Below are 21,236 nucleotides of genomic sequence, written 5' to 3'. Positions count from 1 at the left end.
CTGCGGCAGGCCCCTTCCCCGGGCCTGCCCCCCTGCCCTTTCCCAAGACGGACGATTGCCATGCGTTTCCCTTCCGTATTCCGCCTGACCCCGCTGGTTGCCACCGCCCTGCTGACCGGCACCCTCGCCACGGCCCAGGCGCCCGAGCGCGACACCGCCCAGGAGGCCGCCAACCTGGCCCTGGTGACCACCTTCTACGAAGGGGTCTTCCTCGACCATGACGTCGCCGCCGCCTCCTCGGTCGTGGCCGGCGACTATATCCAGCACAATCCCCATGTGCCCGACGGCAAGGCCCCCTTCGTCGATTTCTTCACCGGCCTGTTCGCCGAGAACCCCGCCGCCAAGAACGAGATCGTCAGAAGCGCCGCCTCGGGCGATCTGGTCTGGCTGCATGTCCATGCGACCTCGGGCGCGGATGACCGTGGCCGGGCCATCGTCGATATCTTCCGGGTCGAGGACGGGCTGATCGTGGAACACTGGGACGTGACCCAGACCATCCCCGAGACCGCCGCCAACGACAACGGGATGTTCTGAGGCCCCGATGGCGCCGCCCCGGGCCCGCGTGGCCCGGGCGCGGCTGCGGCCACCGGCCAAGCGATCCTCCACAGCGGGATATATCGGCCAGACCGATAGCTGACTTCGGAAATTAGGCCATACGGCGCGCGCGGATCTGGCGTTAGATCCGCTCAGACGCCGGGAGCGTCCGGAGGAGACCCGACCACCCGCCCATCTGCCCACCCCGCCATGGCCCCATGGACGGGCCCGGGAAAGATGTGCCCCCTTCCTCCGACACGGTCCCCGGCGCGCAAACCCGATGCCCGAAGGAGGACCCCTTGAGTTCGAAGCTGATCATTACCGTCGCCCCCACCGGCGGCATGGCCCCCAAAGAGGCCTCGCCGCATTTGCCGACCCAGCCGGATGAGATCGCCGACAGCGTCATCAAGTCGGCCAAGGCAGGCGCGGCCATCGCCGCGCTTCATGCCCGCCGCCCCGATCACCTGGCCACCTGCAACCCCGACATCTATCGCGCAATCAACGAGAAGGTCCGGGCGGGGTCCGACATCATCCTCAACAACTCCACCGGCGGCGGCTCGACCGGGGACATGGTTCTGGAACGGCCCGACGGCATCTGCGAGAACAATTTCGACGAGCGCCTGAAAGGCACCATGGCGGGCGCCGAGATGTGCACCATGGACGCCTTCACCGCCGTCGACACCGTGGTGCCGGGCAAAGAGTTGCTGGTGCTGACCACCCCGGCCCGCTGCGAGATCCTGGCCAAGACCATGCAGGAAAAGGGCATCAAGCCCGAATGGGAGGTGTTCAGCCCGGCGCATATCATCAACGATGCCAACCGGCTGATCGCCATGGGCTACGACAAGCCGCCCTATTTCTTCAACTTCGTGCTGGGGGCCAACCGCAACTTCCAGGGCGCCATGCCCTACAGCCACGACATCCTGGAGGCGATGATCAAGCTCCTGCCCGAGGGCTCGGTCTGGAACATCTCGGCCATCGGTCCGGCGCAGCTGGCGGGCACCACCCAGGCGATGCTTTGGGGCGGCCATGTCCGCGTCGGACTGGAGGACAACCTGTATTACGCCCGCGGCGAGAAGGCGACGAACGAACAGCTGGTCGCCCGCACGGTGCGGATCGCAAAGGAGTTGCAGCTGGACATCGCCACCCCGGGCGAGGCGCGCGACATGCTGGGACTGAAGGCGCTGAAATGACCCAGACCCCCGGCACCCCCGTCCGCCTGACCCGGCGCCGCGAGATCGAGTGGAGCGAATGCGACCCCGCCGGCATCGTCTACTATCCCCGCTATGCGGAGATGTTCGACGCCAATACCAACGCGCTGTTCCACCATGTCACCGGCCTGAGCAAGCGCCAGATCCAGGCCACCCACGACATCGTCGGCTGGCCCATGGTCGACAGCCAGGTCAGCTTTCGCGCCCCCGCGACCTATGGCGACGTGGTCGAGATCACCAGCCATGTGGCCCGCTTCGGCGGCTCCTCGATCGAGCTGCATCACCGCATCGCCCATCTGGACGGGACGGTGATCGCCGAAGGCACCGACAAGCGGGTCTGGGTCGGGCGTCATCCCGACAAGCCCGGCGCGATCAAGGCGCAGCCCCTGCCCCAGGCCTTCACCGTCGGGTTCTTCACCGCCGAATGACCCCCTTCCGGGACGCGGCCCGCCCGCGTCCCGCCAGATCAGACCAGGGATCCCCATGCCACGACTTATCGACCTTTCCGTCGCCCTGAAGGAGGGTATCGCCTCCGACCCGCCGCACATGCTGCCGCAGATCGACTATGCCGGTCACGACAAGGGCGCCGAGGAATTCATGATGCTGTTTCCCGGCCTGCGGGCCGAGGATCTGCCCGGCGCCGCCGGGGCCGCGATCGAGACGGTGCGCATCACCACCCACAACGGCACCCATCTGGATGCGCCCTGGCACTTTCACCCGACGATGGACGGCGGCGCCCGGGCCATCACAATCGACGAGGTGCCGCTGGAGTGGTGCTTCGCCGATGCGGTGAAACTGGATTTCCGCGACATGCCAGACGGGCATGTCTGCACCGCCAACGACATCCGCGCCGAGCTGGACCGGATCGGCTACCGCCTGAAACCCTTCGACATCGTGCTGATGAACACCGCCGCCGGGGCCGCCTATGGACACCCGGATTTCCTCAGCCGCGGCTGCGGCTTCGGGCGCGAGGCGACGCTGTTTCTGGCCGAACAGGGGGTGAAGATCACCGGCACCGACGCCTGGAGCTGGGACGCCCCCTTCGGCCACACCCGCGCACGCTTCGAGCGTGACGGCGATCCGTCGATCATCTGGGAAGGCCACAAGGCCGGAATGGAGCGGGGCTATTGCCACATAGAGAAGCTGACCAACCTCGAAACGCTGCCCGATTACGGCTTCAAGCTCAGCTGCTTTCCGGTGAAGATCGAAGGCGCCTCGGCGGGCTGGGTGCGTGCGGTGGCGCATCTGCCGGACTAGGGCCACGCCCCCGATCCGCGCTATACCGCCCGGGCCGGGCGGCCTAATGTCGGCCCCGGCGACAGGACGACAGGACCCAGGGAGGGCGATGCAGGATGCGGTTCAGGGGGCTCGACCTCAACTTGCTGGTGACACTCGACCGGCTGCTGACCGAGCGCAACGTGTCGCGCGCGGCCGAGAAGCTTTGCCTCAGCCAGTCCGCCACCAGCGGCGCGCTGGCCCGGCTGCGCGAATATTTCGATGACGAGCTTCTGGTGCAGGTCGGCCGCAAGATGACCCTGACGCCCCGGGCCGAGGACCTGGCGGTGGCGATCCGCAACGCGCTGATGCAGATCGAGGCGACGGTCATCCAGCAGCCGACCCTGGAGGCCGCCACGGTCAAGCGCAACATCCGCATCATGACCTCGGACTATGTCGCGACGGCCTTCATGAGCGCCGCCATCCGCGAGATCCAGCGCGAGGCCCCCGGCCTCAGCTTCACCCTGCTGGCGCCGAAGACTGACGCCACCGCCTACCTGTCGCGCGGGCTGATCGACTTTGCCGTGATGCCCGAACGCTTCCTGACCAGCGAACACCCCTCGCGCCACCTTTTCTCCGACAGCCATTCGGTGATCGTCGACGAAAACAATGCGCGCATCGGCGACACGCCCCCCGACCTGGAAACCTTCATGGCCCTGCGCCAGGTCACGGTGCAACTGGCCGACGGGCCGCCGAACTACGAATCCGCCATTGCCGACCTTTACGGCAACCGGCGCGAGATGGACGTGATCGTGGCCAATTTCGCCACCGTGCCGATCATGATCGCCGGCACCGACCGGGCCGCGATCGTGCACCGCCGCCTGGCCGAGCTGTTTTGCAAGATCATGCCCCTGCGCATGTTCGACGCGCCGATGAAACTGCCGCTGCTGCGCATCGGGATGCAGTGGCACCAGCTGTGCGACAGCGACCAGGTGCTGCGCTACGTCCGGTCGCGCCTGCTGGAGATGCGGGACGACAACGCGGTCTGAGCCCGCCTCCGGCGGCGCTAGACCTGGGTCTCTGGCGCCCGCATCCGGTCGCGGAACCTGCGCGGCGTCTCACCCTCTTGCTGGACGAAGAAGCGGGTGAAATAGGACGGGGTCGAGAATTGCAGGTCATAGGCGATCTGGGTCACCGACTTGTCGGTGAAGACCAGTTCGCGCTTGGCCGCCAGCATCACCCGGTCGTGGATGATCTCTCCGGCGGTGCGACCGCAGACCGACTTGATGCTGCGCGACAGATGCGTCGGCGTGACCGACAGCATGGCGGCGTAATCCGCAACCGACCGGGTCTGTTGCAGGTGCTGGTCCAGCAACCCGTGAAACCGGTTCAGCAGGTGCTGCCGCCGGTCGGGCCCGCTGTCGGGTTCGGCCGCCGCCCGTTGCAGGCCGCGATGCAGCTGCACCAGCAGCAGCAAGAACAGCGACTCCAGCACGATGTTGCGCTCTTCCCCCTGGCGGGCGCCTTCGATGCCGACGTTGCGGGCCAGGGCCGCGCAGTCGCGCATGGCCTCTGGCGCATCCGAGGCCCGCAGCACCTTCGGCGCGTGGATCCAGCGTTCCAGCCAGCTGCGCCCCGTGGCGATCCGGGTCACGTCGCTGCTTGGCACCGTCAGGACCCAGCCGTCGGCCTCTTCGGGATAGTCGAACCCGTGGCTGCACAGGGGCGGCAGCCACAGAACGGCCGGTTCGTCCAGGCGCAGCGGCTCATAGTCGATCCGGGCCTCGATGCCTGCGCATTCGAAGACGAAGAGCTGCGCCAGACCCTCGTGAAAATGCGGATCGACATGCCAGCCGTGGATGTGCCGCCGGTCGGTGATCCGTTCGATGTTCAGGAAGCCGACATGGTCCGAGGCATCCCCCATCACATAGCGGTCCCGGTCCAGATGGGTCTCTACCATCGCCCTGCCCTTCGGTCGGAATAGTGACAGTCATTGTCAGGCCAGTGAATTGCCCCCGTCAAGCATCATGGCGAAAACAAAGCCACCAGGGAGACTTTCCGAGGGCAGGCGCGGCTTGCCAGAGATCGGATTTTGAAAATGAATGGAGAGGTACACCATGACAAGGATCGCCATTGCCGGGGCCGGTATCGGCGGGCTGACCGCCGCGCTCTGCCTGCATGAACAGGGCTTCCGCCCGCAGGTCTTCGAGGCCGTGCCCGAGATCCGGCCCCTTGGGGTGGGTATCAACGTGATGCCCCATTCCGCCGAGGTGCTGCACGGGCTGGGCCTGGGGCCGCGCCTTGATGCCATGGCCATCCGCACCCGCTGCATCGAATACCGCACCCGGTTCGGCCATCTGATCCAGTCCGATCCGCGCAGCGTCGAGGCGGGCTTTCCGGCGCCGCAATATTCCGTGCATCGGGGGGAGTTGCAGTTCCTGCTGCTGGAGGCGGTGCGCGAACGCATGGGTCAGGACGCGGTCCTTCAAGACAAGGCGGTGACCGGCTACGAGCAGGGCGAGGCGGGCGTCACCGTCCTTTTCGCCGATGGCAGCCGGCATGAAACGGATCTGCTGATCGGCGCCGAGGGGCTGCGTTCGAAGCTGCGCGCGCAGATCCACCCGGACGAGGGGCCGCTGAACTACGAAGGCACGATGATGTTCCGCGGCGCGGTCGAGATGGACCAGATCGGCGACGGGCGCACCATGGTGATTGCCGGAAACCACGACGTGAAGTTCGTCACCTACCCGATCAGCGAGCCCTTGCGCCAGAAGGGCCGGGCGTTGACCAACTGGGTGGCCGAGGTGCGCCTGTCCAGCCCGCGCCACATCCAGGATGCCGACTGGACCCGCGGCGCCACCACCGACTACGTCACGCCCTTCCGCGACTTCAGCATGGGCGACATGGATATCGCCCGGATCCTCGAGGCCACCGAGACGGTGACCGAGTTTCCGATGATCGACCGTGACCCCCTGCCCTTCTGGACCGATGGCGCGGTGACCCTGCTGGGCGATGCGGCGCACCCGATGTACCCGATCGGCGCCAATGGCGCGAGCCAGGCGATCATCGACGGCCGCGTCCTGGCCGATTGCCTGGCCGCAAACCCCGGCCCCGGCGGCCTGCTGGCCTATGAAGAGATCCGCCGCCCCGTCACCGCCAGCGTGGTGCGGATGAACCGCCAGGGCGGGCCGGAACAGGTGCTGGACATCGCCGATGCCCGGGTCAGCGGCCCCGAGGACCGCATCGAAGAGCTGATCACCGCCGAAGAGCTGGAGGCGGTGGCCGCCAGCTATCGCAATGTCGCGGGCTTCCAGAAGAAGAGCGCCTGAGATGTCCCGCTTTTTCGCCGGCTTCTCTGCCGAAGGGCGCCCGGTCAGCCTGCGCTTCGGCGCGGGCGCCCGGGCCGACCTCTCGCCCGAACTGGCCACGCTGGGCATTCGCCGGGCGCTGGTCCTGACCACGCCGCAGCAGGCCCCCCAGGGGCAGGAGATGGCCCGCGCCCTGGGTCCGGCCTGCGCGGGGATCTTCACCGAGGCGACCATGCACACCCCGGTCGAGGTGACCGAGGCCGCCCTGGACGCCCTGGGCGACGCCGACGGGCTGATCGCCATCGGCGGCGGCTCTACCGTGGGGTTGGCCAAGGCCCTGGCCTGGCGCACCGACCTGCCGCAGATCGTCCTGCCAACCACCTATGCCGGGTCCGAGGCGACCCCGGTCCTGGGCCAGACCGAGAACGGGGTGAAAAGCACCTTCGCCTCGCAGAAGGTCCAGCCCGAGGCGGTGGTCTACGACCCCGAGCTGGTGGCCAGCCTGCCCCTGGGCCTGACCGTGACCAGCGCCCTGAACGCCATCGCCCATGCCGTCGAAGGGCTTTATGCCCGTGACGGCAACCGCCTGTCCTCGGCCCTGGCGCTGGAGGGGATCCGCGCCTTCGCGGGCGGCCTGCCGCTGCTGCGGGCTGCGCCCGGCGACCTGGCGGCGCGCGAAGACACGCTCTTCGGGGCCTGGGCCTGCGGCACGGTCCTGGCCCAGGTGGGCATGGCCCTGCATCACAAGCTTTGCCACACCCTGGGCGGCAGCCTGGGCCTGCCGCACGCGGAGACCCACGCCATCCTGCTGCCCCATGCCACCGCCTATAACGAGGCCGTGGCCGGGCCCGCCCTGGCCCCGGTGGCGCGGATCCTTCAGGCCGACACCGCCGCCGACGGCCTTTATGACTTTGCCGCCCGCATGGGCGCGCCGCGCGCGCTGAAGGACCTCGGCGTCAGCAAGGCCGACCTGGACCGGGTGACCGAACTGGCCCTGGCCAACCCCTACTGGAACCCCCGTCCGGTCGAGGCCGCGCCCCTGCGCGCCCTGCTGCACCGCGCCTTCGAAGGCGCCCGCCCGGAGATCGAGAGGACGACATGAGCTACTTCACCGAAGAGGCCTCGGCCGAGACCGTCAACGCCCGCATCGGGGCCGAAGCCAACCCGCGCCTGGCCCAGGTCATGGCGGCGCTGGTGCGCCACCTGCACACCTTCACCAAAGAGGTCGAGCTGACCCAGGACGAATGGGACCATGCCATCGCCTTCCTGACCCAGACCGGCCAAATCTGCACCGACGAGCGGCAGGAATTCATCCTGCTGTCCGACATCCTGGGCCTGTCGATGCTGGTCGACGCGATCAACAACCGCCGCCCCGAGGGCGCGACCGAGAACACGGTGCTGGGCCCCTTCCATGTGGCAGGCGCGCCGGAACGGGCCATGGGCGAGACGATCTCGCTGGATGGCAAGGGCGAAAGCTGTCTCTACGAGGGCCGGGTCCTCGATCTGGAGGGGCAGCCCGTCGCGGGCGCCCGGATCGACGTCTGGTCGGACAATGCCGAGGGTTATTACGATGTGCAGCAGCCCGAGATTCAGCCCAGATGGAACAACCGGGGCATCTTCACCACCGGCGCCGACGGGCGCTATGCCTTTCGCGGCATCAAGCCGGTCAGCTACCCGATCCCCGATGATGGCCCGGTGGGCAAGCTGCTTGGCCAGCTCGGGCGGCACCCCTTCCGGCCGGCGCATATGCATTACCGGGTCAGCGCGCCGGGCTTCCGGCCGATCATCACCCACACCTTCGTCGGCGAAGACCCCTATCTGACCTCGGACACCGTCTTCGGGGTCAAGGAAAGCCTGGTCGCGCCCTTCGAACGGGTCGAGGCCGAGACGCTGTGGCGCTCGCCCTTCGACTTCGTGATGGTCCCGGAGGGCTGAAGGATGCCGAACCTGAAGATCTACCTGGCAGAGCCCCTGTGGGACAGCCACGGCCCCGCCCTGCTGGCGGCTCTGCCCGCCCTGCGCGACCGGCTGATGCAGGACCTGGGCGTGCCCCGGGCGGCCTGCCAGCTGGCCGTGGTGCCCGTGCACGGCCTGCCCGACCAGCCCCAGTGCAATGTCGAGATCGCCCTGCTGCGCCACCCGGACCGGACGCCGGACAGGATCGGCGCGCTTTGCGAGGTGCTCCGCGCCCAGCTGGCACCGATCCTGGGCACCCCGCCCGCCCTGCGCGCCACGGCACTGGATCCGGCCCATTACGTCACGCTGAAGTGACCCGGGCCGGGCCCCGACCCCGGCGGAGCCAATGTTGAAATTATGCAATGTTATGTCTGGGGCGTGTCTTTATGAAAGGCCCGCTTCCGGTCATTTTCGTGACATCGGATCGCCCGCCCATCCCCCGCAACGCGGCGGAAACACCCGGACCGGCGATCAGAATTTGGGAGGAAAATCAATGAACTTCAAGCTGGCCCTCGCCGGGCTTGCGGGGACGCTTATGCTGTCCACCGCCGCCGTGGCCCAGGATGTAACCCTGACCGTACAGCATTTCCTGGGGCCGAACGCCACCGTCCAAAAGGTGCTGATCGAACCCTGGGCCCAGCGGATCGAAGAGCAATCGGACGGCCGTATCCAGGTCGAGATCTTCCCCGCCATGTCGATGGGCGGCAAGGCGCCGGAACTGTACCGCCAGGTCCGCGACGGCCTGGCTGATATAGTCTGGACCCTGCCCAGCTATACCCCGGGCCAGTTCAAGCGGCTGGAGGTCTTCGAACTGCCCGGCGTGCATCGCAATTCGGCCCGCGCCACGACCATGGCGATCCAGTCGATGATGCCGATGCTTGCGGCGGATCTGGAAGAGGTCCATCCGCTGCTGATCCACGTCCATGGCGGCTATGCCCTGCACCTGAAGGGCCATGAGGTGACCGAGGTCGCCGACCTTCAGGGGGTGAAGCTGCGCACCCCCTCGCGCGTGGCCGGCTGGCTGATCGGCGAATGGGGCGCCGAGCCCGTCTCCATGCCCGCCCCTGACCTGCCGCAGGCCCTGTCCAAGGGCGCGATCGAAGGGGCGCTGCTGCCCTTCGAGGCCGCGGGCCCGATGAAGCTGGACGAGCTGACCGATTTCACCTTCGAAGGCCCCGACCACCTGCGTTCAGGCACCACGGTCTTCCTCTTCGCGATGAACAAGGAACGCTACGACAGCCTGCCCGACGACCTGAAGGCGGTGATCGACGCCAACTCCGGCGCTGCCATCGCCGAAGAGATCGGCGCGGGCTTCGACCAAGTCGAACGCGACGTGGCCGCCCAGTTCGCCCAAAGCCGCCCGGTGATCGAGATGTCCCCCGAGGGATGGGCCGGGTTCGAAACCGCCAGCGACGCGGTGATCGAACGCTGGAGCGCGGATGTCTCGCAAGAGGGAATCGACGCCCCCGCCCTGATCGACGCGGCCCATGCGGCCATCGCCCGCTTCAGCGAGTAAGGCCCCCATGTCCCGCATGATCACACGCGCAGCAGAGGCCTGGTCTCTGCTGGGCGGGCTCTGCATCCTGGCGGTGGCCGGGCTGATGAGCCTCAACGCCCTGCTTCTGGGTCTGACCCGGGGGCTGGGCGCCCTGGGCCTGGAGGCCCTGGCCCCGGGGGTTCCCGGCATCTACGGCACCGAGGAAATCGTCGGGCTGCTGGCCTCGGTCGCGGCACTGGCCTTCTTTCCCTATTGCCACCTGCGCCAGGGCCATATCGCCGTGGGCATCCTGGTCGACCTGGCGCCCGAGCGGTTGCGCCGGGCCAATGCCGTGCTGGCCCATCTGCTGGCCTGCGGTGCGGCGCTGTTTCTGGGCTGGTGGCTGATCCTCGGCATGGCAGAGGTCTTTGACGACCATACGGTCACCAGCCTGCTGGGCCTGCCGCACTGGCCCTTCTACCTGCCCGGCGTGGTTTCCATGGCGCTTTGGGCGCTGGTGGCCGCGCAATCGGCCTTCGACACGAAAGGAACGCTTCATGGACCCGCGTGAGCTGGTCGGTCTCGGCGGCCTCATCGCCCTTGTCCTGCTGATCCTGCTGCGCCTGCCCGTCATCCTGGCGATGATGCTGGTCGGGATCGGCGGCAATTTCGCCCTCAGTATCGTCGCCCCCTTCCTGCGCTTCGAGCCGGTGCTGAAACAGTTCAAGTCGCTGCTGTGGGAAACCGTGGCCAGCTATGACCTGGTGGTGATCCCGCTGTTCGTGCTGATGGGATATGCGGCGGCCTATGCGGGCCTCAGCCGCGACCTTTTCGGCGGCGTGCGGGTGCTGGTCGGGCGCCTGCGCGGCGGGCTGGCCATGTCGGCCATCGTCGGCTGCGCGGGGTTCGGGGCGGTCTGCGGCTCTTCGGTGGCCACCGCCTCGGCCATGGGCCAGATCGCCCTGCCAGAGCTGACCCGCGCCCGCTATGCCCCCGGCTTCAGCGCCGGGGTGCTGGCAGCGGGGGGCACGCTTGGCATCCTGATCCCGCCCTCGGTTGCCCTGGTGATCTATGCGATCGTCGTCGAGGCCTCGATCATGGACCTGTTCCAGGCCGCCCTGATCCCCGGCGTCATCGCGGTGATCCTCTTCATGCTGGTGATCCGCCTCTACGTCTGGGCCCGCCCCGAGGCCGCCCCGCCGGTGCCCGCGATCGAGGCCGCCGAACGCAGGCTGCTGCTGCGTCGTTTCCTGCCGGTGGCGGCGATCTTCGGGGGGATCATCCTGGGCCTTGGCATCGGGCTTTTCCCGCCGACGCCTGCCGCCGGGGTGGGGGCGATGGTGGTGATCCTCTACGGCCTGCTGCGCCGCCCCGGCGCCGACGGCTCGCGGCTGCGCCTGCCGCAGCTGCGCCGCGCCCTTCAGGAAACCGCCATGACCTCGGCGATGATCTACGGGCTGCTGTTCGGCGGTGCGGTGCTGTCGGGGTTCTTCGCCCGCTCGGGCCTGCCGATGATGCTGGCGGACTGGGCCGGGACCACCACGATGGCCCCCTACGCGGTGCTGGCGCTTTGCCTGCTGGGCCTGATCCTGATGGGCTGTTTCCTCGAGTCGCTGTCGATGATCCTGGTGGTCGTGCCCTTCCTCTGGCCGGTGCTGATGACGATCAACGGCGGCGAATGGGTCTCGGCCGATCAGGCGGCCTTCGGGCTGGAGGCGGACCAGCTGAAGCTGTGGTTCGGCATCCTGACGCTGATCGTGGTGGAACTGGGGCTGATCACCCCGCCGCTCGGGATCAACGTCTTCATCATCTCGTCGCTGACGCCGAAGACGCCGATGTCCAGCATCTTCGCGGGCACCGGGATCTTCTTCGCCGCCGAGATCGCCCGGGTGATGATCCTGATCGCGCTGCCCTGGCTGGTGCTCTGGCTGCCGACGATCCTGACCTAGGCCTCCTGGTGCGGGCCGGGGTCACGCCCGGCCTGCACCCCCTGCCCCCTGTGCGGCCCATCCGGGCCGCCCGGGGCGACCCGATCCAACACCGCAGATGGCGGTGGCGGTCTCTGCAACGCACCTGCCCAACCGGACCGCGAGCAGGGTCGGCACGAACCGCGCCAGCGATCTTCGGAGAACCGACTGTCACTGCACCCGAATCTTTCCGTCGCTCGGCGGCATCAAGCGTCGGGCCCAGCCACATCAAGACAGGGTGAAATCTCCTGCGAAGCGGGCGACTTCGCAGGGCAAAGCCATGCTATCGGTCGTCAGAAGCTGAGGATGCAGGGGCATAGGCCTCCTGGGTATGCATTCGCTTCTCCAGATGCTCACTCAGAAGCTCTCTCGCCCGCGCCGTGTTGCCGACCGCAAGTTCGCGCAAGATTTCGATGTGCTCTTCGGTGGACTTCCGGATGTCCTTGGCCGCCTTGAAGTGGCGGTATTCCCAGAGGCGGCGCAACTTGTTGTGCTGCACGGCAGCCTCTACGAAGAAGCTGTTGTTGGACCACGACACGAGCTTTTCGTGGAAGCGGGCGTTTCGTTCGAAAGTCTCTTTCGAATGCGTGCCTTCACTCAGGATCAGTTTCTGCTCTCGAATGGCCGCCAGCACCTCTTCATGCGGTGCGTGGTAGCCCGGTTCGGCCAAAGCGCCGAGTTCAATCGACATCCTGTAGCGCAGGCTTTTCCTAACATCTTCAGGGGTGCGAAGAACCGTTTCGATCCTCCAGCCGACACCAACCCGCCGACGCAGGACCCCCTCATCGGACAACCGCTGCAAGAGACGCGCCACTGTCCGGCGCGGCTGCTCATAGCGCTTGATCAGCAGGGTTTCGTCGAAACTCTCGGGCAGGCACTCATCATAGATATCGTTGACGGCGCGCCAGTAGAGGCGTTCGTCGTCTGACTGGATCTCCTCCCGATCAAAGCGATCCAGGTCGAGGATGAAGTAACCGCGATTGCTGCGCCTCTCCAGCACGCCCTGATCGGTCAGAAGATCCAGGGCCCGAACGATGGGCGTGCGCGAAATCTGAAACTTGGCGGCCAGCTGCGAGGTGACCAGATGCGCCCCGGGCAAATGTCCCGCAAGCACTGCGTCCTCAACGATGTTCTGGGCCAGCCGATGATGCAGGGGCGTATAGGGACTCACGCTCCACTCCCGATGACTATTGCTGCCATTTCGAGTCTATAGGGCGTTCGGATCGAGAGGAAGCCCCTCAAGGAGGGTGCACCGGATAGCGACAAAAGGCAAATCATAAGCTTCTGATAATTATGCTATTTTGCAATAATGTCGCGTTGCGACAGATTCTAGATTGACTCAGTTCGCGAACAAATTCACTTTTGAAGCATGTTCGATGTTCAACCCTTCCCCCATATCCGCGTCGAGGGCACGCCGTCAGAGCGCGGCTTTGCTTACGGACGCCTTGCCGCAGATCGCATCAAGATCGGCGAAGAAATCTACCGTGAAGCGATGCAGCTTCATGGCCACGACTGGTCCGAGGTAAAGCGCCTCGCCCATGACTTCGCGCACTCCATCGAGGCCGTGGACCCCCTCTGCATGGAGGAGGTGACGGCCATCGCAGAAGGCGCCGATGTTGATCGCGAGGTCGTCATCGTCATCAACGCGCGATCCGAACTGTTCAACGGAACCTCGCCCGACGCCGCCAAGAGCGGGCGCGCCGCCATGCCGGCAGAGGGATGCACAAGCGCGCTGGCCTATGGCACGGCCACGCGCGCGGGGCGTCTGCTGCATGGCCAGAACTGGGATTTCAATGCGCGTTGCGTGGAATCCAGTGTCATCCTGGAGATCAAGCAAGAGAACGGCCCGTCACTGATGACCTTCGTCGAAGCGGGGGGGCTCGCTCGCTCAGGCTTCAATGATGCGGGCATCGCGGTCACGGCAAACAACCTGGAATGCGAACAGGACTACGGCAACCGGGGCGTCCCGCTGTCGATCATTCGCCGGCGCATCCTTATGGCATCCAACTTTGCACGTGCGCTTGGCGCGGTCACCTCGGTGCCGCGCGCGGTTTCCAACAACATGACGCTGTCCTCCGTGCACGGCGACATCGCAATCAGCCTGGAGACGACGCCGAAGGATGTCTTCTTCGTCCACCCGGACAGCGACGGCATCTTCGCGCACGCCAACCACTTTCTCAGCCAAGAGGGGCTGACGAAGATCACCGACAGCGCCCGTTTCGGTCGCTCGCCCTGCACCTACTATCGAGACAAGCGGCTGCTGCACCACCTCCGGAAAAGAGCCGGTGACCTGACCTTGGAGGACTTCAAGGTGGCGTTCTCCGACGACTTCGGAACCCCCTTCGCAGTCTGCCGACCGCCGACGCGGTCCGGGTCGGGGCACTTGGTCAGCACGGTCGCCAGCGTCATTTTCGACCCGCTTGTCGGCGAGCTCCATGCCCGCCCGGCCCCCTACGACCCCTCGACAACCTACAAAACATACAAGCTCGGAACGGCGTCCCAACAAGCCGCCTGAAACCGAGCACCAACATCCAGCAACAGGGAAAAAGATAATGAAGAAAGCCATAGCGACGGCAATCCTGACCACTCTACCGGCCATCGTTTCTGCACAGGATGCCATCCTGAAGGTTGGAACCCAGGTCGATATCCGATCCACCAATCCCGGCGTCGACCGTTCGGCCTACACGGACGGCATTCTGCTGAACGTGGTCGAAGGTCTTGTCGGCTACCGCGACGATCTGTCGGTCGGCCCGGTTCTGGCCAGTGAGATCCAGGTCTCCGAGGACGGGTTGAGCTACACCTTCCCGCTGCGCCGCGGAGTGACATTCCACAATGGCGCCGAACTGACCGCTGATGCCGTGCTCTGGTCCTGGCAACGGCTGATGGCCGAGGACACCGGCTGGCGTTGCCGGGACCGCTTCAACGGGTCGGACGGCATCAACGTTGTCTCCGTCACGGCCCCGGACCCTTACACCGTCACCTATGAAATCGACGCCCCCTCTCCCCTGTTCCTGAAGGAGATGGCGCGTTTCGATTGCGGCACCGCGCCGGTGCTGCACCCTGACAGCCTGAACGCCGACGGCGGCTGGGTCGCCCCGGTCGGCACCGGGCCCTTCGTGCTCGACGAGTGGCGTCCGGGCGAGCGCATTCGCCTGACGAAGTTCGAAGGCTACACTCCGGCGGAAGGGGCAATGGACGGGTATACCGGCGCGAAGATCGTCAATGTCGACCGCGTGGATATCATCGTGGTTCCTGATCCCGCCTCGGCAAAGGCCGCGTTGCGCGCCGGCGACATCGACCTCTTCAACATCAACGTCTCCGACATCACCGAATTCCGCGACGCCGGTTTCACCGTTCTCACGGAGCCGACGGCAAGCTGGAGCAACTTCCTGATCTCGCGCCATGACGAGATGCTGGCCAATCCCGCCCTGCGGCAGGCACTGGCGCGGTCGCTGGACCTGGACCAGCTTGCAATGCTGATGGGGGAAGAGGCCGCGAACGCCTCGCCCATCCCGCCGATCTCGAGCTTCTATACCGAGGTGCAGAGCCAACGGTACGGGTACGACCTCGACGCGGCCAAGGCCCTGGTCGAAGAGTCGGGGTATGACGGTTCACCGATCACCCTGACCACGACGAAGCAGTCCGAACGGCTTTATGACCAGGCGCTGATCGCCCAGTCGATGTGGCGCAAGGCGGGCCTGAACGTCGAGATCGAGGTGATGGACTGGGGCTCGCAGCTCGACCTCTACCAAAGCGGCAAGTACCAGATGCAGTCCTTCGGCTTTTCGCCGCGCCTCGACCCCGCGCTGTCCTGGGACATGTTCTCTGGCGAGCATCCCCGCAAGGTCTGGAACAACCCGCAGGCCCTTGAACTGATCGAGGCCCTGAAGTCGGAGACGGATACCGAGGCGCGCAAGGCGCTTTCCGACAAGCTGCACCTGATGTTCCTGCAAGACGTCCCTGCCATTGGCCTGTTCAGCCAGCTGGACGTGATGGCGACCTCTGACCGCGTGCAGGACTTCCGCATGTGGCCCGGTGGCCAGCCCCGGTTCTGGAATGTCGGCCTCGGCGCCGCTGAGTGACAGGTGGGGCGGCGCAAGCCGCCCCATCCCCCCGAGAGGACCCCAGAAATGTGGACATACGCAACCAAACGCTTCCTGATGACGATCCCGACGCTGCTTCTGGTGTCGATCATCGTCTTCGTGCTGATCCGGCTGATCCCAGGCGACCCTGCGGCGATCATGCTGGGCGACACCGACAGCGACACCGCCCTCGAGGCCATGCGCAGCAAGCTTGGCCTCGATCTCCCGGTTTACCGGCAATACCTGATCTGGGTCGGAAACATCTTCCGCGGCGATCTGGGCGTGTCGATCAACACGGGCGAAGACATTGCCTCTGCCCTGGTGTCGCGCTTCGCGGTGACCGCCCAGATCACCTTCGTCGCGGTCGGTCTCGCGACGCTGATCGCCATTCCAGCCGGGCTTGTCGCCGCCTGGCGACAGAACACGCCGCTGGATTTCGGCATTCTCTTTGTTTCGATCGTCTGCCTGTCCCTGCCCAGCTTCTGGCTTGGCCTGATGATGATCTATCTGCTGGCAATCAACTTCGGCTGGTTCCCCACCGTGGGCTTCGTCTCGGTGCATGAGGATTTCGTCGGTGGCGTCATGTATCTGGTGATGCCCGTGATCACCCTGGCGGCTGTCGAAACCGGCGTCCTGATCAGGATGATCCGTGTCCAGACGCTGGAGATCCTGCGCCTCGACTACATCACCCACGCAAGGGCAAAGGGGCTGAGCGAGGCAACCGTGTTGATGCGGCACGTCTTCCGGAACTCTGTCGCCCCGGCGCTGACCGTGATCGGCCTCACGCTTGGTGCGCTTCTCGGCGGAGCCAGCGTGACGGAAACCGTCTTCAGCATCCCCGGCCTCGGCCGCCTCCTGGTCGATGCGATCTTCGCGCGGGACTACCCGGTTTTGCAGGGCTGCCTGCTGTTCGTGTCCTTCGTCTTCGTCATGGTCAACCTGGTGGTGGACCTTCTTTACATGCTCGTTGATCCGAAGGTGAAGCTATGAGCGATGCGACCTCTCCCAAGACCGCCGACATGCGCCGGACCTTCGCCTTTCCCCGGCTGCTGCGCCGCGCCAACGGCCTTATCGGAAGCGCCATCCTGATCTCGATCCTGGTGTTCACGCTGACAGGGGTGGTCTGGACCCCCTTCGACCCGATCGAGCCCGACTTCCTGGCCCGCCTCCAGCCACCGGACGGGACCCATTGGCTGGGCACCGATGAATGGGGGCGCGATGTCTTGTCACGTATCCTTGCCGGCGCGCGCACGTCGGTCTTCATCTCTCTGTGCTCGGTCAGTTTCGCCCTGTTCTTCGGTGCCCTGATCGGTGCCGCGTCCGGCTTTTTCGGCGGCTGGACAGACCGCGGCATCATGATGCTGACAGACGCGCTGCTGGCCTTCCCCGGCCTCTTGATGGCTCTTGCCTTCATGGCGATCCTCGGCCCCTCGAAATGGGGCGTGATCTTCGCCCTGGGCCTCGCCTATGTGCCGACAGTCATCCGCCTGATGCGCGGCTCGGTGCTTTCGGTGCGAGAGCGCGAGTTTGTCGAGGCCTCGCACGCAGTCGGGGACAGCCGCCTTTACACCCTGCTGGTGCATGTCATGCCAAACTGCATGGCCCCGCTGATCATCATGGCGACGGCCCTGTTCGGTTATGCCCTGCTGGCCGAAAGCGCGCTTTCCTTCCTGGGTCTGGGCGTGCCCCCGCCGGAACCCACCTGGGGCAACATGCTCAGCGAGTCCCGCGGACAGTTCGCGATGGCGCCTTGGCTGGCGATTTTCCCAGGCCTTTTCATCTCGGTGACTCTGCTCGGGATTAACCTGTTCGGAGACGCGTTGCGCGACATCTTCGACCCCAGAATGCGAGAGACTGGAGACGCATGATGAGCCTGCTCGATATCAAAGGACTCTCGATCTCGTTCCGAAGCGTCAAGGCCGTCGAGAACGTCAGCCTTTCCGTCAAGGCGGGCGAGACGCTTGGCATCATCGGGGAAAGCGGATCCGGCAAGACCATGATCGGCCGGGCCGCCCTCGGCCTGTTGCCCGGTGGCGGCCGCGTCAGCAGCGGCGACATCCTGTACAACGGCGACAGCGTGCCGGGGATGTCGAACAGCGCACTGCGACGGCTGCGCGGCGCCGAGATCGGCATGATCTTCCAGGAACCCATGGTCTCGCTGAACCCGGCCCTGACTGTCGGCCTCCAGATGACCGAAGGCTTGCGACTTCACCGCGACATGTCCCGCAAGAAGGCCGAGGCCGCCGCCGTCGACATTCTCGGGAAGGTGCGGTTCCGCGATCCGGGCGCGGTCCTGCGGCAGCACCCTCACGAGTTCTCGGGGGGTATGAGGCAACGCATCATGCTGGCCTCCGTACTGCTTCTGAAGCCAAAACTGCTGATCGCGGACGAGCCCACCACCGCACTGGATGCCATCATCCAGCGGGAAATCCTGGACCTGACCATGGAGATGGTGAAGGAAACCGGAACTACGCTGATGCTTGTCAGCCATGACCTGCCCCTGGTTGCCAGCTACGTGGACCGCGTCGCCATCATGAGATCGGGCAAGCTGATCGAGGAAGGCGAGGTCGGCGCGGTCATGTCCCGCCCCTCGCAACCTTACACGGAGAGGCTGCTGAATGCGCTGCCCGTCCCCAAGACCACCCATGTGAGTGGCACACCACCGCTGGTGGAGGCCCGTGGCCTGTCGGTGGCGTTCAAGGTCAAAAGCCGAGCCTCGCTGCCCTGGACACCGGCCCGCAGGGTTCAGGCGGTAAAGAATGTCGACCTGACCGTCCATGAGGGCGAGATCCTTGGCCTGGTTGGGGAAAGCGGCTCTGGCAAGAGTACCCTGGGGCGCGCCCTGCTGAAGCTGGTGCCCAGCGACAGCGGCAGGGTCACCCTGTCCGGGCAACCCCTGGCTCGGGATTTCCGGCGGCAGATGCAGATCATCTTCCAGGATCCGTTCTCCTCTCTCAATCCGCGCCGCACCGTCGGGCAGATCGTGCGAGAGGGCCTGCGCCATCTTGATATCAGCGAAGCCGAGCGTCAGGGCAGGATCGCCGATATCCTTGATCGGGTGCAGCTGCCGCACCAGACCTACATGACGCGCCTTCCGCACCAGATGTCGGGCGGGCAGCGCCAGCGTATCAGCATCGCGCGCGCATTGGTCAGTCGCCCGAAGTTCGTCGTGGCCGATGAATCCGTCTCGGCGCTGGACCTGACGGTGCAGGCCGACGTGCTGGAGCTGTTCCGCAACCTACAGGCCGAGATGGGCTTTGCCGCGCTGTTCATTTCGCACGACATGGCGGTGATCGAGGAGATTGCCGACCGCATCGTCGTCATGCGCCATGGCGAGATCGTCGAGCAGGCGCCAGGGGACGCCCTGCTGGCGCATCCCCGGCACCCCTACACCCAAAGACTGCTGAGCGCCGTTCCGATGCTGGAACGCAAGGCGGGTCAGCTGACGGTCGTCCATCGCAGTTTTGACGGCGTGAATGACGCCCCCGACGACATCGCCGACAGCCTGCTGGTCGAGGTGGCCTCGGGCCATTTCGTCCGACAGGCCGCCACTGCGCCGGCAGCACAATCCAAAGAGAAGGCTTTCCATTCATGACACCTGCCGACCTGAAAATCACCGAAGGCTTCGCCCCGTTCGGAGAGCACCGCACCTGGTACAGGATCGCCGGTGATCTTGACGGAGAGCAGGCGCCTCTCGTGGTCGTCCACGGCGGCCCCGGCTGCACGCACGACTACCTCGACAACCTCACCGCCCTGGCGACGGGCGGGCGCGCGGTCGTTCACTACGATCAGATCGGCAACGGGAAGTCGACCCACCTGCCCGACCGGGGCGCGGATTTCTGGACCGTGGATTTTTTCCTGCGGGAACTGGAAAACCTCCTGTCCCATCTCGGCATCGCCGCCCGCTACGACCTGCTGGGACAGAGTTGGGGCGGGATGCTTGGTGCGGAACATGCGGTGCATCGCCCCGACGGGCTCAACCGTCTGGTGATCGCCAACTCTCCCACCTCGATGGCGCGCTGGTCGTCAGAGGCCGACCGGTTGCGCACGGCGCTTCCACAGGCGACCCAGGCAGCATTGCGGCGTCACGAAGCCAACGAGGCCTACGATCACCCCGACTACAAGGCGGCCAGCGACGTCTATTATCATCGCCATGTCTGCCGTTGTGATCCCTGGCCCGACTTCGTGCGCCGCACCTTCGACTGGGTCGACCGTGACCCGACCGTCTATCACACGATGTGGGGGCCGACGGAATTCTGGGGCACCGGCAGCCTGCGGGACTGGACCGTCGAGGACAGGCTTGCACAGATCGACGTGCCCACGCTGGTGATCTCGGGGGCCTATGACGAGGCGACGCCACATGCGGCAGAGCTGTTCTCGACCCTCATTCCCGATGTTCACTGGCGGGTCTTCGGCCAGTCCAGTCACATGCCCCATGTGGAGGAGGAAGACGCCTACATGAGCGCCGTCGATGCCTTCCTGCGCAGCGCCGAGGGAACGCCCGCGAAGGTGCGGAAAGAGACGTCGAATGGGTGAGGCCACAGTCCCTCGCGAGGGGAGGCAGCGCTTCGGAGACACGGCACACTGGCTTGACTGCCAGTGGCGCCGGGCGCCAAGCGGCAAGGCGCAGCGCCCGGTGCTGCTGACCATCCACGGCAGCGACCGGGATGTGCAGGGCTGCATCGACGGGTTTGCCCCGCTCGCGGATCAGCTCGATCTCAACCTCTTGGCCCCTCTCTTCCCGGATGTGCCAGGCGACAGGGTGGCGACGGACAGCTACAAGTTCCTGGTTGGCGGCGGTCATGATCAGCTGGCCAACATGGACGCGGCCCTTCTCGCCTTTTGCCAGATGACCGACTCGGCCAGAGACCGGACCCTGCTCTTCGGTTTTTCCGGCGGGGCCCAGTTCGCACACCGCTATGCCTATTTCAGGGCGCGGACGCTTGCCGGCCTGATCGTTGCGGCCCCAGGCAATGTCACTTTGCCGAACCGACAGGAAACCTGGTGGGCTGGCCTCGACAAGGCGGTCGAAACGATCGGTGAGGCACCGGATCTCAAGGCCCTGCAAAACGTACCGATTGCCGTGCTGGTTGGCGCAAAGGATCTGGCCAAAGGCCTTGTGGATCGCCCGGAACAAGACCCCTACGGGCACCGCGCCAGTGCCCTGGCCGGGCCTACGCGCCTCGCGCGGGCAAGATGTCTGCACAAAGCCTACCTTCAGGCAGGCCTAAACAGCCAGTTCGCGACGATTCCGGGCACGGGCCACGACTTGCACGCCTGCATCTCCAGCGCGGCGAAGGTTTTCCGCTCCTGGTCGATCGAGATGTGATCGCCGAACTCTCACAGGGTCCCGCAGCTTTCGGCTTCGAACGCCCCGGCGATGCACCAGGGCGCTCAACCATCGGGGCCGTGACCAAAAGTCGACGCTACAATGCACACCGGGTTCAGACTGGAAGCATATGCGACAGCTGGCAAAAGGCTGCGACGGG

At 65.8% G+C, this 21,236-nt stretch carries 21 protein-coding genes; 19 read left to right on the top strand and 2 right to left on the bottom strand.

Annotated features, from left to right (window positions below; genetic code table 11):
• The first annotated feature begins 60 nt into the window (after window positions 1–60).
• The 5 genes from ACRARE_RS11765 to ACRARE_RS11745 all read left to right on the top strand — a co-directional run bounded on the left by ACRARE_RS11765 (window position 61) and on the right by ACRARE_RS11745 (window position 4,006).
• Window positions 61–534 carry a nuclear transport factor 2 family protein gene (locus ACRARE_RS11765; RefSeq protein ID WP_432656632.1) on the top strand — a complete coding sequence of 158 codons (474 nt, stop codon included), beginning with the start codon at window positions 61–63 and terminating at the stop codon, window positions 532–534.
• 299 nt (window positions 535–833) lie between these two features.
• The gene (locus tag ACRARE_RS11760; RefSeq protein WP_432656631.1) at window positions 834–1,724 is read left to right on the top strand and encodes a beta-keto acid cleavage family enzyme; all 891 of its coding nucleotides are present in this window, start codon (window positions 834–836) and stop codon (window positions 1,722–1,724) included.
• Window positions 1,721–2,170, top strand: coding sequence for an acyl-CoA thioesterase (locus tag ACRARE_RS11755; protein ID WP_432656630.1), 450 nt, complete (start codon window positions 1,721–1,723; stop codon window positions 2,168–2,170). Before ACRARE_RS11760 ends, ACRARE_RS11755 begins: the two co-directional genes overlap by 4 nt.
• A 55-nt stretch (window positions 2,171–2,225) precedes the next feature.
• Window positions 2,226–2,999: a cyclase family protein gene (locus ACRARE_RS11750; protein WP_432656629.1), complete on the top strand. Its 774-nt coding sequence runs from the start codon at window positions 2,226–2,228 to the stop codon at window positions 2,997–2,999.
• A gap of 95 nt (window positions 3,000–3,094) precedes the next feature.
• Window positions 3,095–4,006 carry a LysR family transcriptional regulator gene (locus ACRARE_RS11745; RefSeq protein WP_432656628.1) on the top strand — a complete coding sequence of 304 codons (912 nt, stop codon included), beginning with the start codon at window positions 3,095–3,097 and terminating at the stop codon, window positions 4,004–4,006.
• Window positions 4,007–4,023: 17 nt separating this feature from the next.
• On the opposite strand, the gene ACRARE_RS11740 is transcribed toward ACRARE_RS11745, so the two are convergent.
• A complete protein-coding gene (locus ACRARE_RS11740) occupies window positions 4,024–4,917 on the bottom strand; it encodes an AraC family transcriptional regulator (protein WP_432656627.1) in 894 nt (297 codons plus the stop codon).
• Between the two features lie 157 nt (window positions 4,918–5,074).
• Between ACRARE_RS11740 and ACRARE_RS11735 the strand changes: the two genes are divergently transcribed.
• The 7 genes from ACRARE_RS11735 (at window position 5,075) to ACRARE_RS11705 (ending at window position 11,647) form a co-directional block, all read left to right on the top strand.
• Window positions 5,075–6,286, top strand: coding sequence for a flavin-dependent oxidoreductase (locus ACRARE_RS11735; protein ID WP_432656626.1), 1,212 nt, complete (start codon window positions 5,075–5,077; stop codon window positions 6,284–6,286).
• 1 nt (window position 6,287) lies between these two features.
• Window positions 6,288–7,367: a maleylacetate reductase gene (locus tag ACRARE_RS11730; protein WP_432656625.1), complete on the top strand. Its 1,080-nt coding sequence runs from the start codon at window positions 6,288–6,290 to the stop codon at window positions 7,365–7,367.
• Window positions 7,364–8,200, top strand: a complete 837-nt coding sequence (locus ACRARE_RS11725; RefSeq protein ID WP_432656624.1) for an intradiol ring-cleavage dioxygenase — start codon at window positions 7,364–7,366, stop codon at window positions 8,198–8,200. The genes ACRARE_RS11730 and ACRARE_RS11725 overlap by 4 nt, the downstream gene beginning before the upstream one ends.
• 3 nt (window positions 8,201–8,203) lie before the next feature.
• Window positions 8,204–8,536 (top strand): hypothetical protein, encoded by a 333-nt coding sequence (locus ACRARE_RS11720; RefSeq protein ID WP_432656623.1) that lies wholly within the window; start codon window positions 8,204–8,206, stop codon window positions 8,534–8,536.
• Between the two features lie 178 nt (window positions 8,537–8,714).
• Window positions 8,715–9,737: a TRAP transporter substrate-binding protein gene (locus ACRARE_RS11715; protein ID WP_432656622.1), complete on the top strand. Its 1,023-nt coding sequence runs from the start codon at window positions 8,715–8,717 to the stop codon at window positions 9,735–9,737.
• Window positions 9,738–9,744: 7 nt separating this feature from the next.
• Entirely contained in the window at window positions 9,745–10,269 is a 525-nt protein-coding gene (locus tag ACRARE_RS11710; protein WP_432656621.1) for a TRAP transporter small permease, read from the top strand.
• The gene (locus ACRARE_RS11705) at window positions 10,256–11,647 is read left to right on the top strand and encodes a TRAP transporter large permease (protein WP_432656620.1); all 1,392 of its coding nucleotides are present in this window, start codon (window positions 10,256–10,258) and stop codon (window positions 11,645–11,647) included. The genes ACRARE_RS11710 and ACRARE_RS11705 overlap by 14 nt, the downstream gene beginning before the upstream one ends.
• Window positions 11,648–11,948: 301 nt before the next feature.
• On the opposite strand, the gene ACRARE_RS11700 is transcribed toward ACRARE_RS11705, so the two are convergent.
• Entirely contained in the window at window positions 11,949–12,836 is an 888-nt protein-coding gene (locus ACRARE_RS11700) for a GntR family transcriptional regulator (protein ID WP_432656619.1), read from the bottom strand.
• 198 nt (window positions 12,837–13,034) lie between these two features.
• On the opposite strand from ACRARE_RS11700, the gene ACRARE_RS11695 reads away from it, so the two are divergent.
• Genes ACRARE_RS11695 through ACRARE_RS11665 form a run of 7 tightly spaced genes read left to right on the top strand, consistent with a single transcriptional unit; the run spans window position 13,035 to window position 21,076 of the window.
• On the top strand, window positions 13,035–14,180 hold the full coding sequence (locus ACRARE_RS11695) for a C45 family autoproteolytic acyltransferase/hydrolase (protein ID WP_432656618.1): 1,146 nt from the start codon (window positions 13,035–13,037) through the stop codon (window positions 14,178–14,180).
• A 37-nt stretch (window positions 14,181–14,217) separates the two neighbouring features.
• Window positions 14,218–15,747 (top strand): ABC transporter substrate-binding protein, encoded by a 1,530-nt coding sequence (locus ACRARE_RS11690; RefSeq protein WP_432656617.1) that lies wholly within the window; start codon window positions 14,218–14,220, stop codon window positions 15,745–15,747.
• A gap of 48 nt (window positions 15,748–15,795) precedes the next feature.
• Complete coding sequence (locus ACRARE_RS11685) at window positions 15,796–16,737, top strand: ABC transporter permease (protein WP_432656616.1); 942 nt, start codon at window positions 15,796–15,798, stop codon at window positions 16,735–16,737.
• Window positions 16,734–17,615, top strand: coding sequence for an ABC transporter permease (locus ACRARE_RS11680; RefSeq protein WP_432656615.1), 882 nt, complete (start codon window positions 16,734–16,736; stop codon window positions 17,613–17,615). Before ACRARE_RS11685 ends, ACRARE_RS11680 begins: the two co-directional genes overlap by 4 nt.
• Window positions 17,615–19,342, top strand: a complete 1,728-nt coding sequence (locus ACRARE_RS11675) for a dipeptide ABC transporter ATP-binding protein (RefSeq protein WP_432656614.1) — start codon at window positions 17,615–17,617, stop codon at window positions 19,340–19,342. Before ACRARE_RS11680 ends, ACRARE_RS11675 begins: the two co-directional genes overlap by 1 nt.
• Entirely contained in the window at window positions 19,339–20,283 is a 945-nt protein-coding gene (locus ACRARE_RS11670) for a proline iminopeptidase-family hydrolase (RefSeq protein ID WP_432656613.1), read from the top strand. The genes ACRARE_RS11675 and ACRARE_RS11670 overlap by 4 nt, the downstream gene beginning before the upstream one ends.
• A complete protein-coding gene (locus ACRARE_RS11665; protein ID WP_432656612.1) occupies window positions 20,276–21,076 on the top strand; it encodes an alpha/beta fold hydrolase in 801 nt (266 codons plus the stop codon). The genes ACRARE_RS11670 and ACRARE_RS11665 overlap by 8 nt, the downstream gene beginning before the upstream one ends.
• Window positions 21,077–21,236 lie beyond the last annotated feature (160 nt).

This window comes from Pseudooceanicola aquaeponti (genome assembly GCF_050897975.1).
Taxonomy (GTDB): Bacteria; Pseudomonadota; Alphaproteobacteria; order Rhodobacterales; family Rhodobacteraceae; genus Pseudooceanicola.
The sequence above is the reverse complement of the archived record's forward strand: the minus strand, read 5'-3'. Positions and strand labels throughout refer to the sequence as shown.

What these genes read in the sequence shown, in the direction of transcription:
- ACRARE_RS11725 (WP_432656624.1), top strand. Translation starts at nt 7,364, where the DNA reads ATGAGCTACTTCACCGAAGAGGCCTCGGCCGAGACCGTCAACGCCCGC.
- ACRARE_RS11690 (WP_432656617.1), top strand. Translation starts at nt 14,218, where the DNA reads ATGAAGAAAGCCATAGCGACGGCAATCCTGACCACTCTACCGGCCATC.
- ACRARE_RS11665 (WP_432656612.1), top strand. Translation starts at nt 20,276, where the DNA reads ATGGGTGAGGCCACAGTCCCTCGCGAGGGGAGGCAGCGCTTCGGAGAC.
- ACRARE_RS11750 (WP_432656629.1), top strand. Translation starts at nt 2,226, where the DNA reads ATGCCACGACTTATCGACCTTTCCGTCGCCCTGAAGGAGGGTATCGCC.
- ACRARE_RS11675 (WP_432656614.1), top strand. Translation starts at nt 17,615, where the DNA reads ATGAGCCTGCTCGATATCAAAGGACTCTCGATCTCGTTCCGAAGCGTC.
- ACRARE_RS11740 (WP_432656627.1), bottom strand. Translation starts at nt 4,917, where the DNA reads ATGGTAGAGACCCATCTGGACCGGGACCGCTATGTGATGGGGGATGCC.
- ACRARE_RS11735 (WP_432656626.1), top strand. Translation starts at nt 5,075, where the DNA reads ATGACAAGGATCGCCATTGCCGGGGCCGGTATCGGCGGGCTGACCGCC.
- ACRARE_RS11685 (WP_432656616.1), top strand. Translation starts at nt 15,796, where the DNA reads ATGTGGACATACGCAACCAAACGCTTCCTGATGACGATCCCGACGCTG.
- ACRARE_RS11695 (WP_432656618.1), top strand. Translation starts at nt 13,035, where the DNA reads ATGTTCGATGTTCAACCCTTCCCCCATATCCGCGTCGAGGGCACGCCG.
- ACRARE_RS11705 (WP_432656620.1), top strand. Translation starts at nt 10,256, where the DNA reads ATGGACCCGCGTGAGCTGGTCGGTCTCGGCGGCCTCATCGCCCTTGTC.
- ACRARE_RS11730 (WP_432656625.1), top strand. Translation starts at nt 6,288, where the DNA reads ATGTCCCGCTTTTTCGCCGGCTTCTCTGCCGAAGGGCGCCCGGTCAGC.
- ACRARE_RS11715 (WP_432656622.1), top strand. Translation starts at nt 8,715, where the DNA reads ATGAACTTCAAGCTGGCCCTCGCCGGGCTTGCGGGGACGCTTATGCTG.
- ACRARE_RS11765 (WP_432656632.1), top strand. Translation starts at nt 61, where the DNA reads ATGCGTTTCCCTTCCGTATTCCGCCTGACCCCGCTGGTTGCCACCGCC.
- ACRARE_RS11670 (WP_432656613.1), top strand. Translation starts at nt 19,339, where the DNA reads ATGACACCTGCCGACCTGAAAATCACCGAAGGCTTCGCCCCGTTCGGA.
- ACRARE_RS11755 (WP_432656630.1), top strand. Translation starts at nt 1,721, where the DNA reads ATGACCCAGACCCCCGGCACCCCCGTCCGCCTGACCCGGCGCCGCGAG.
- ACRARE_RS11720 (WP_432656623.1), top strand. Translation starts at nt 8,204, where the DNA reads ATGCCGAACCTGAAGATCTACCTGGCAGAGCCCCTGTGGGACAGCCAC.
- ACRARE_RS11745 (WP_432656628.1), top strand. Translation starts at nt 3,095, where the DNA reads ATGCGGTTCAGGGGGCTCGACCTCAACTTGCTGGTGACACTCGACCGG.
- ACRARE_RS11680 (WP_432656615.1), top strand. Translation starts at nt 16,734, where the DNA reads ATGAGCGATGCGACCTCTCCCAAGACCGCCGACATGCGCCGGACCTTC.
- ACRARE_RS11710 (WP_432656621.1), top strand. Translation starts at nt 9,745, where the DNA reads ATGTCCCGCATGATCACACGCGCAGCAGAGGCCTGGTCTCTGCTGGGC.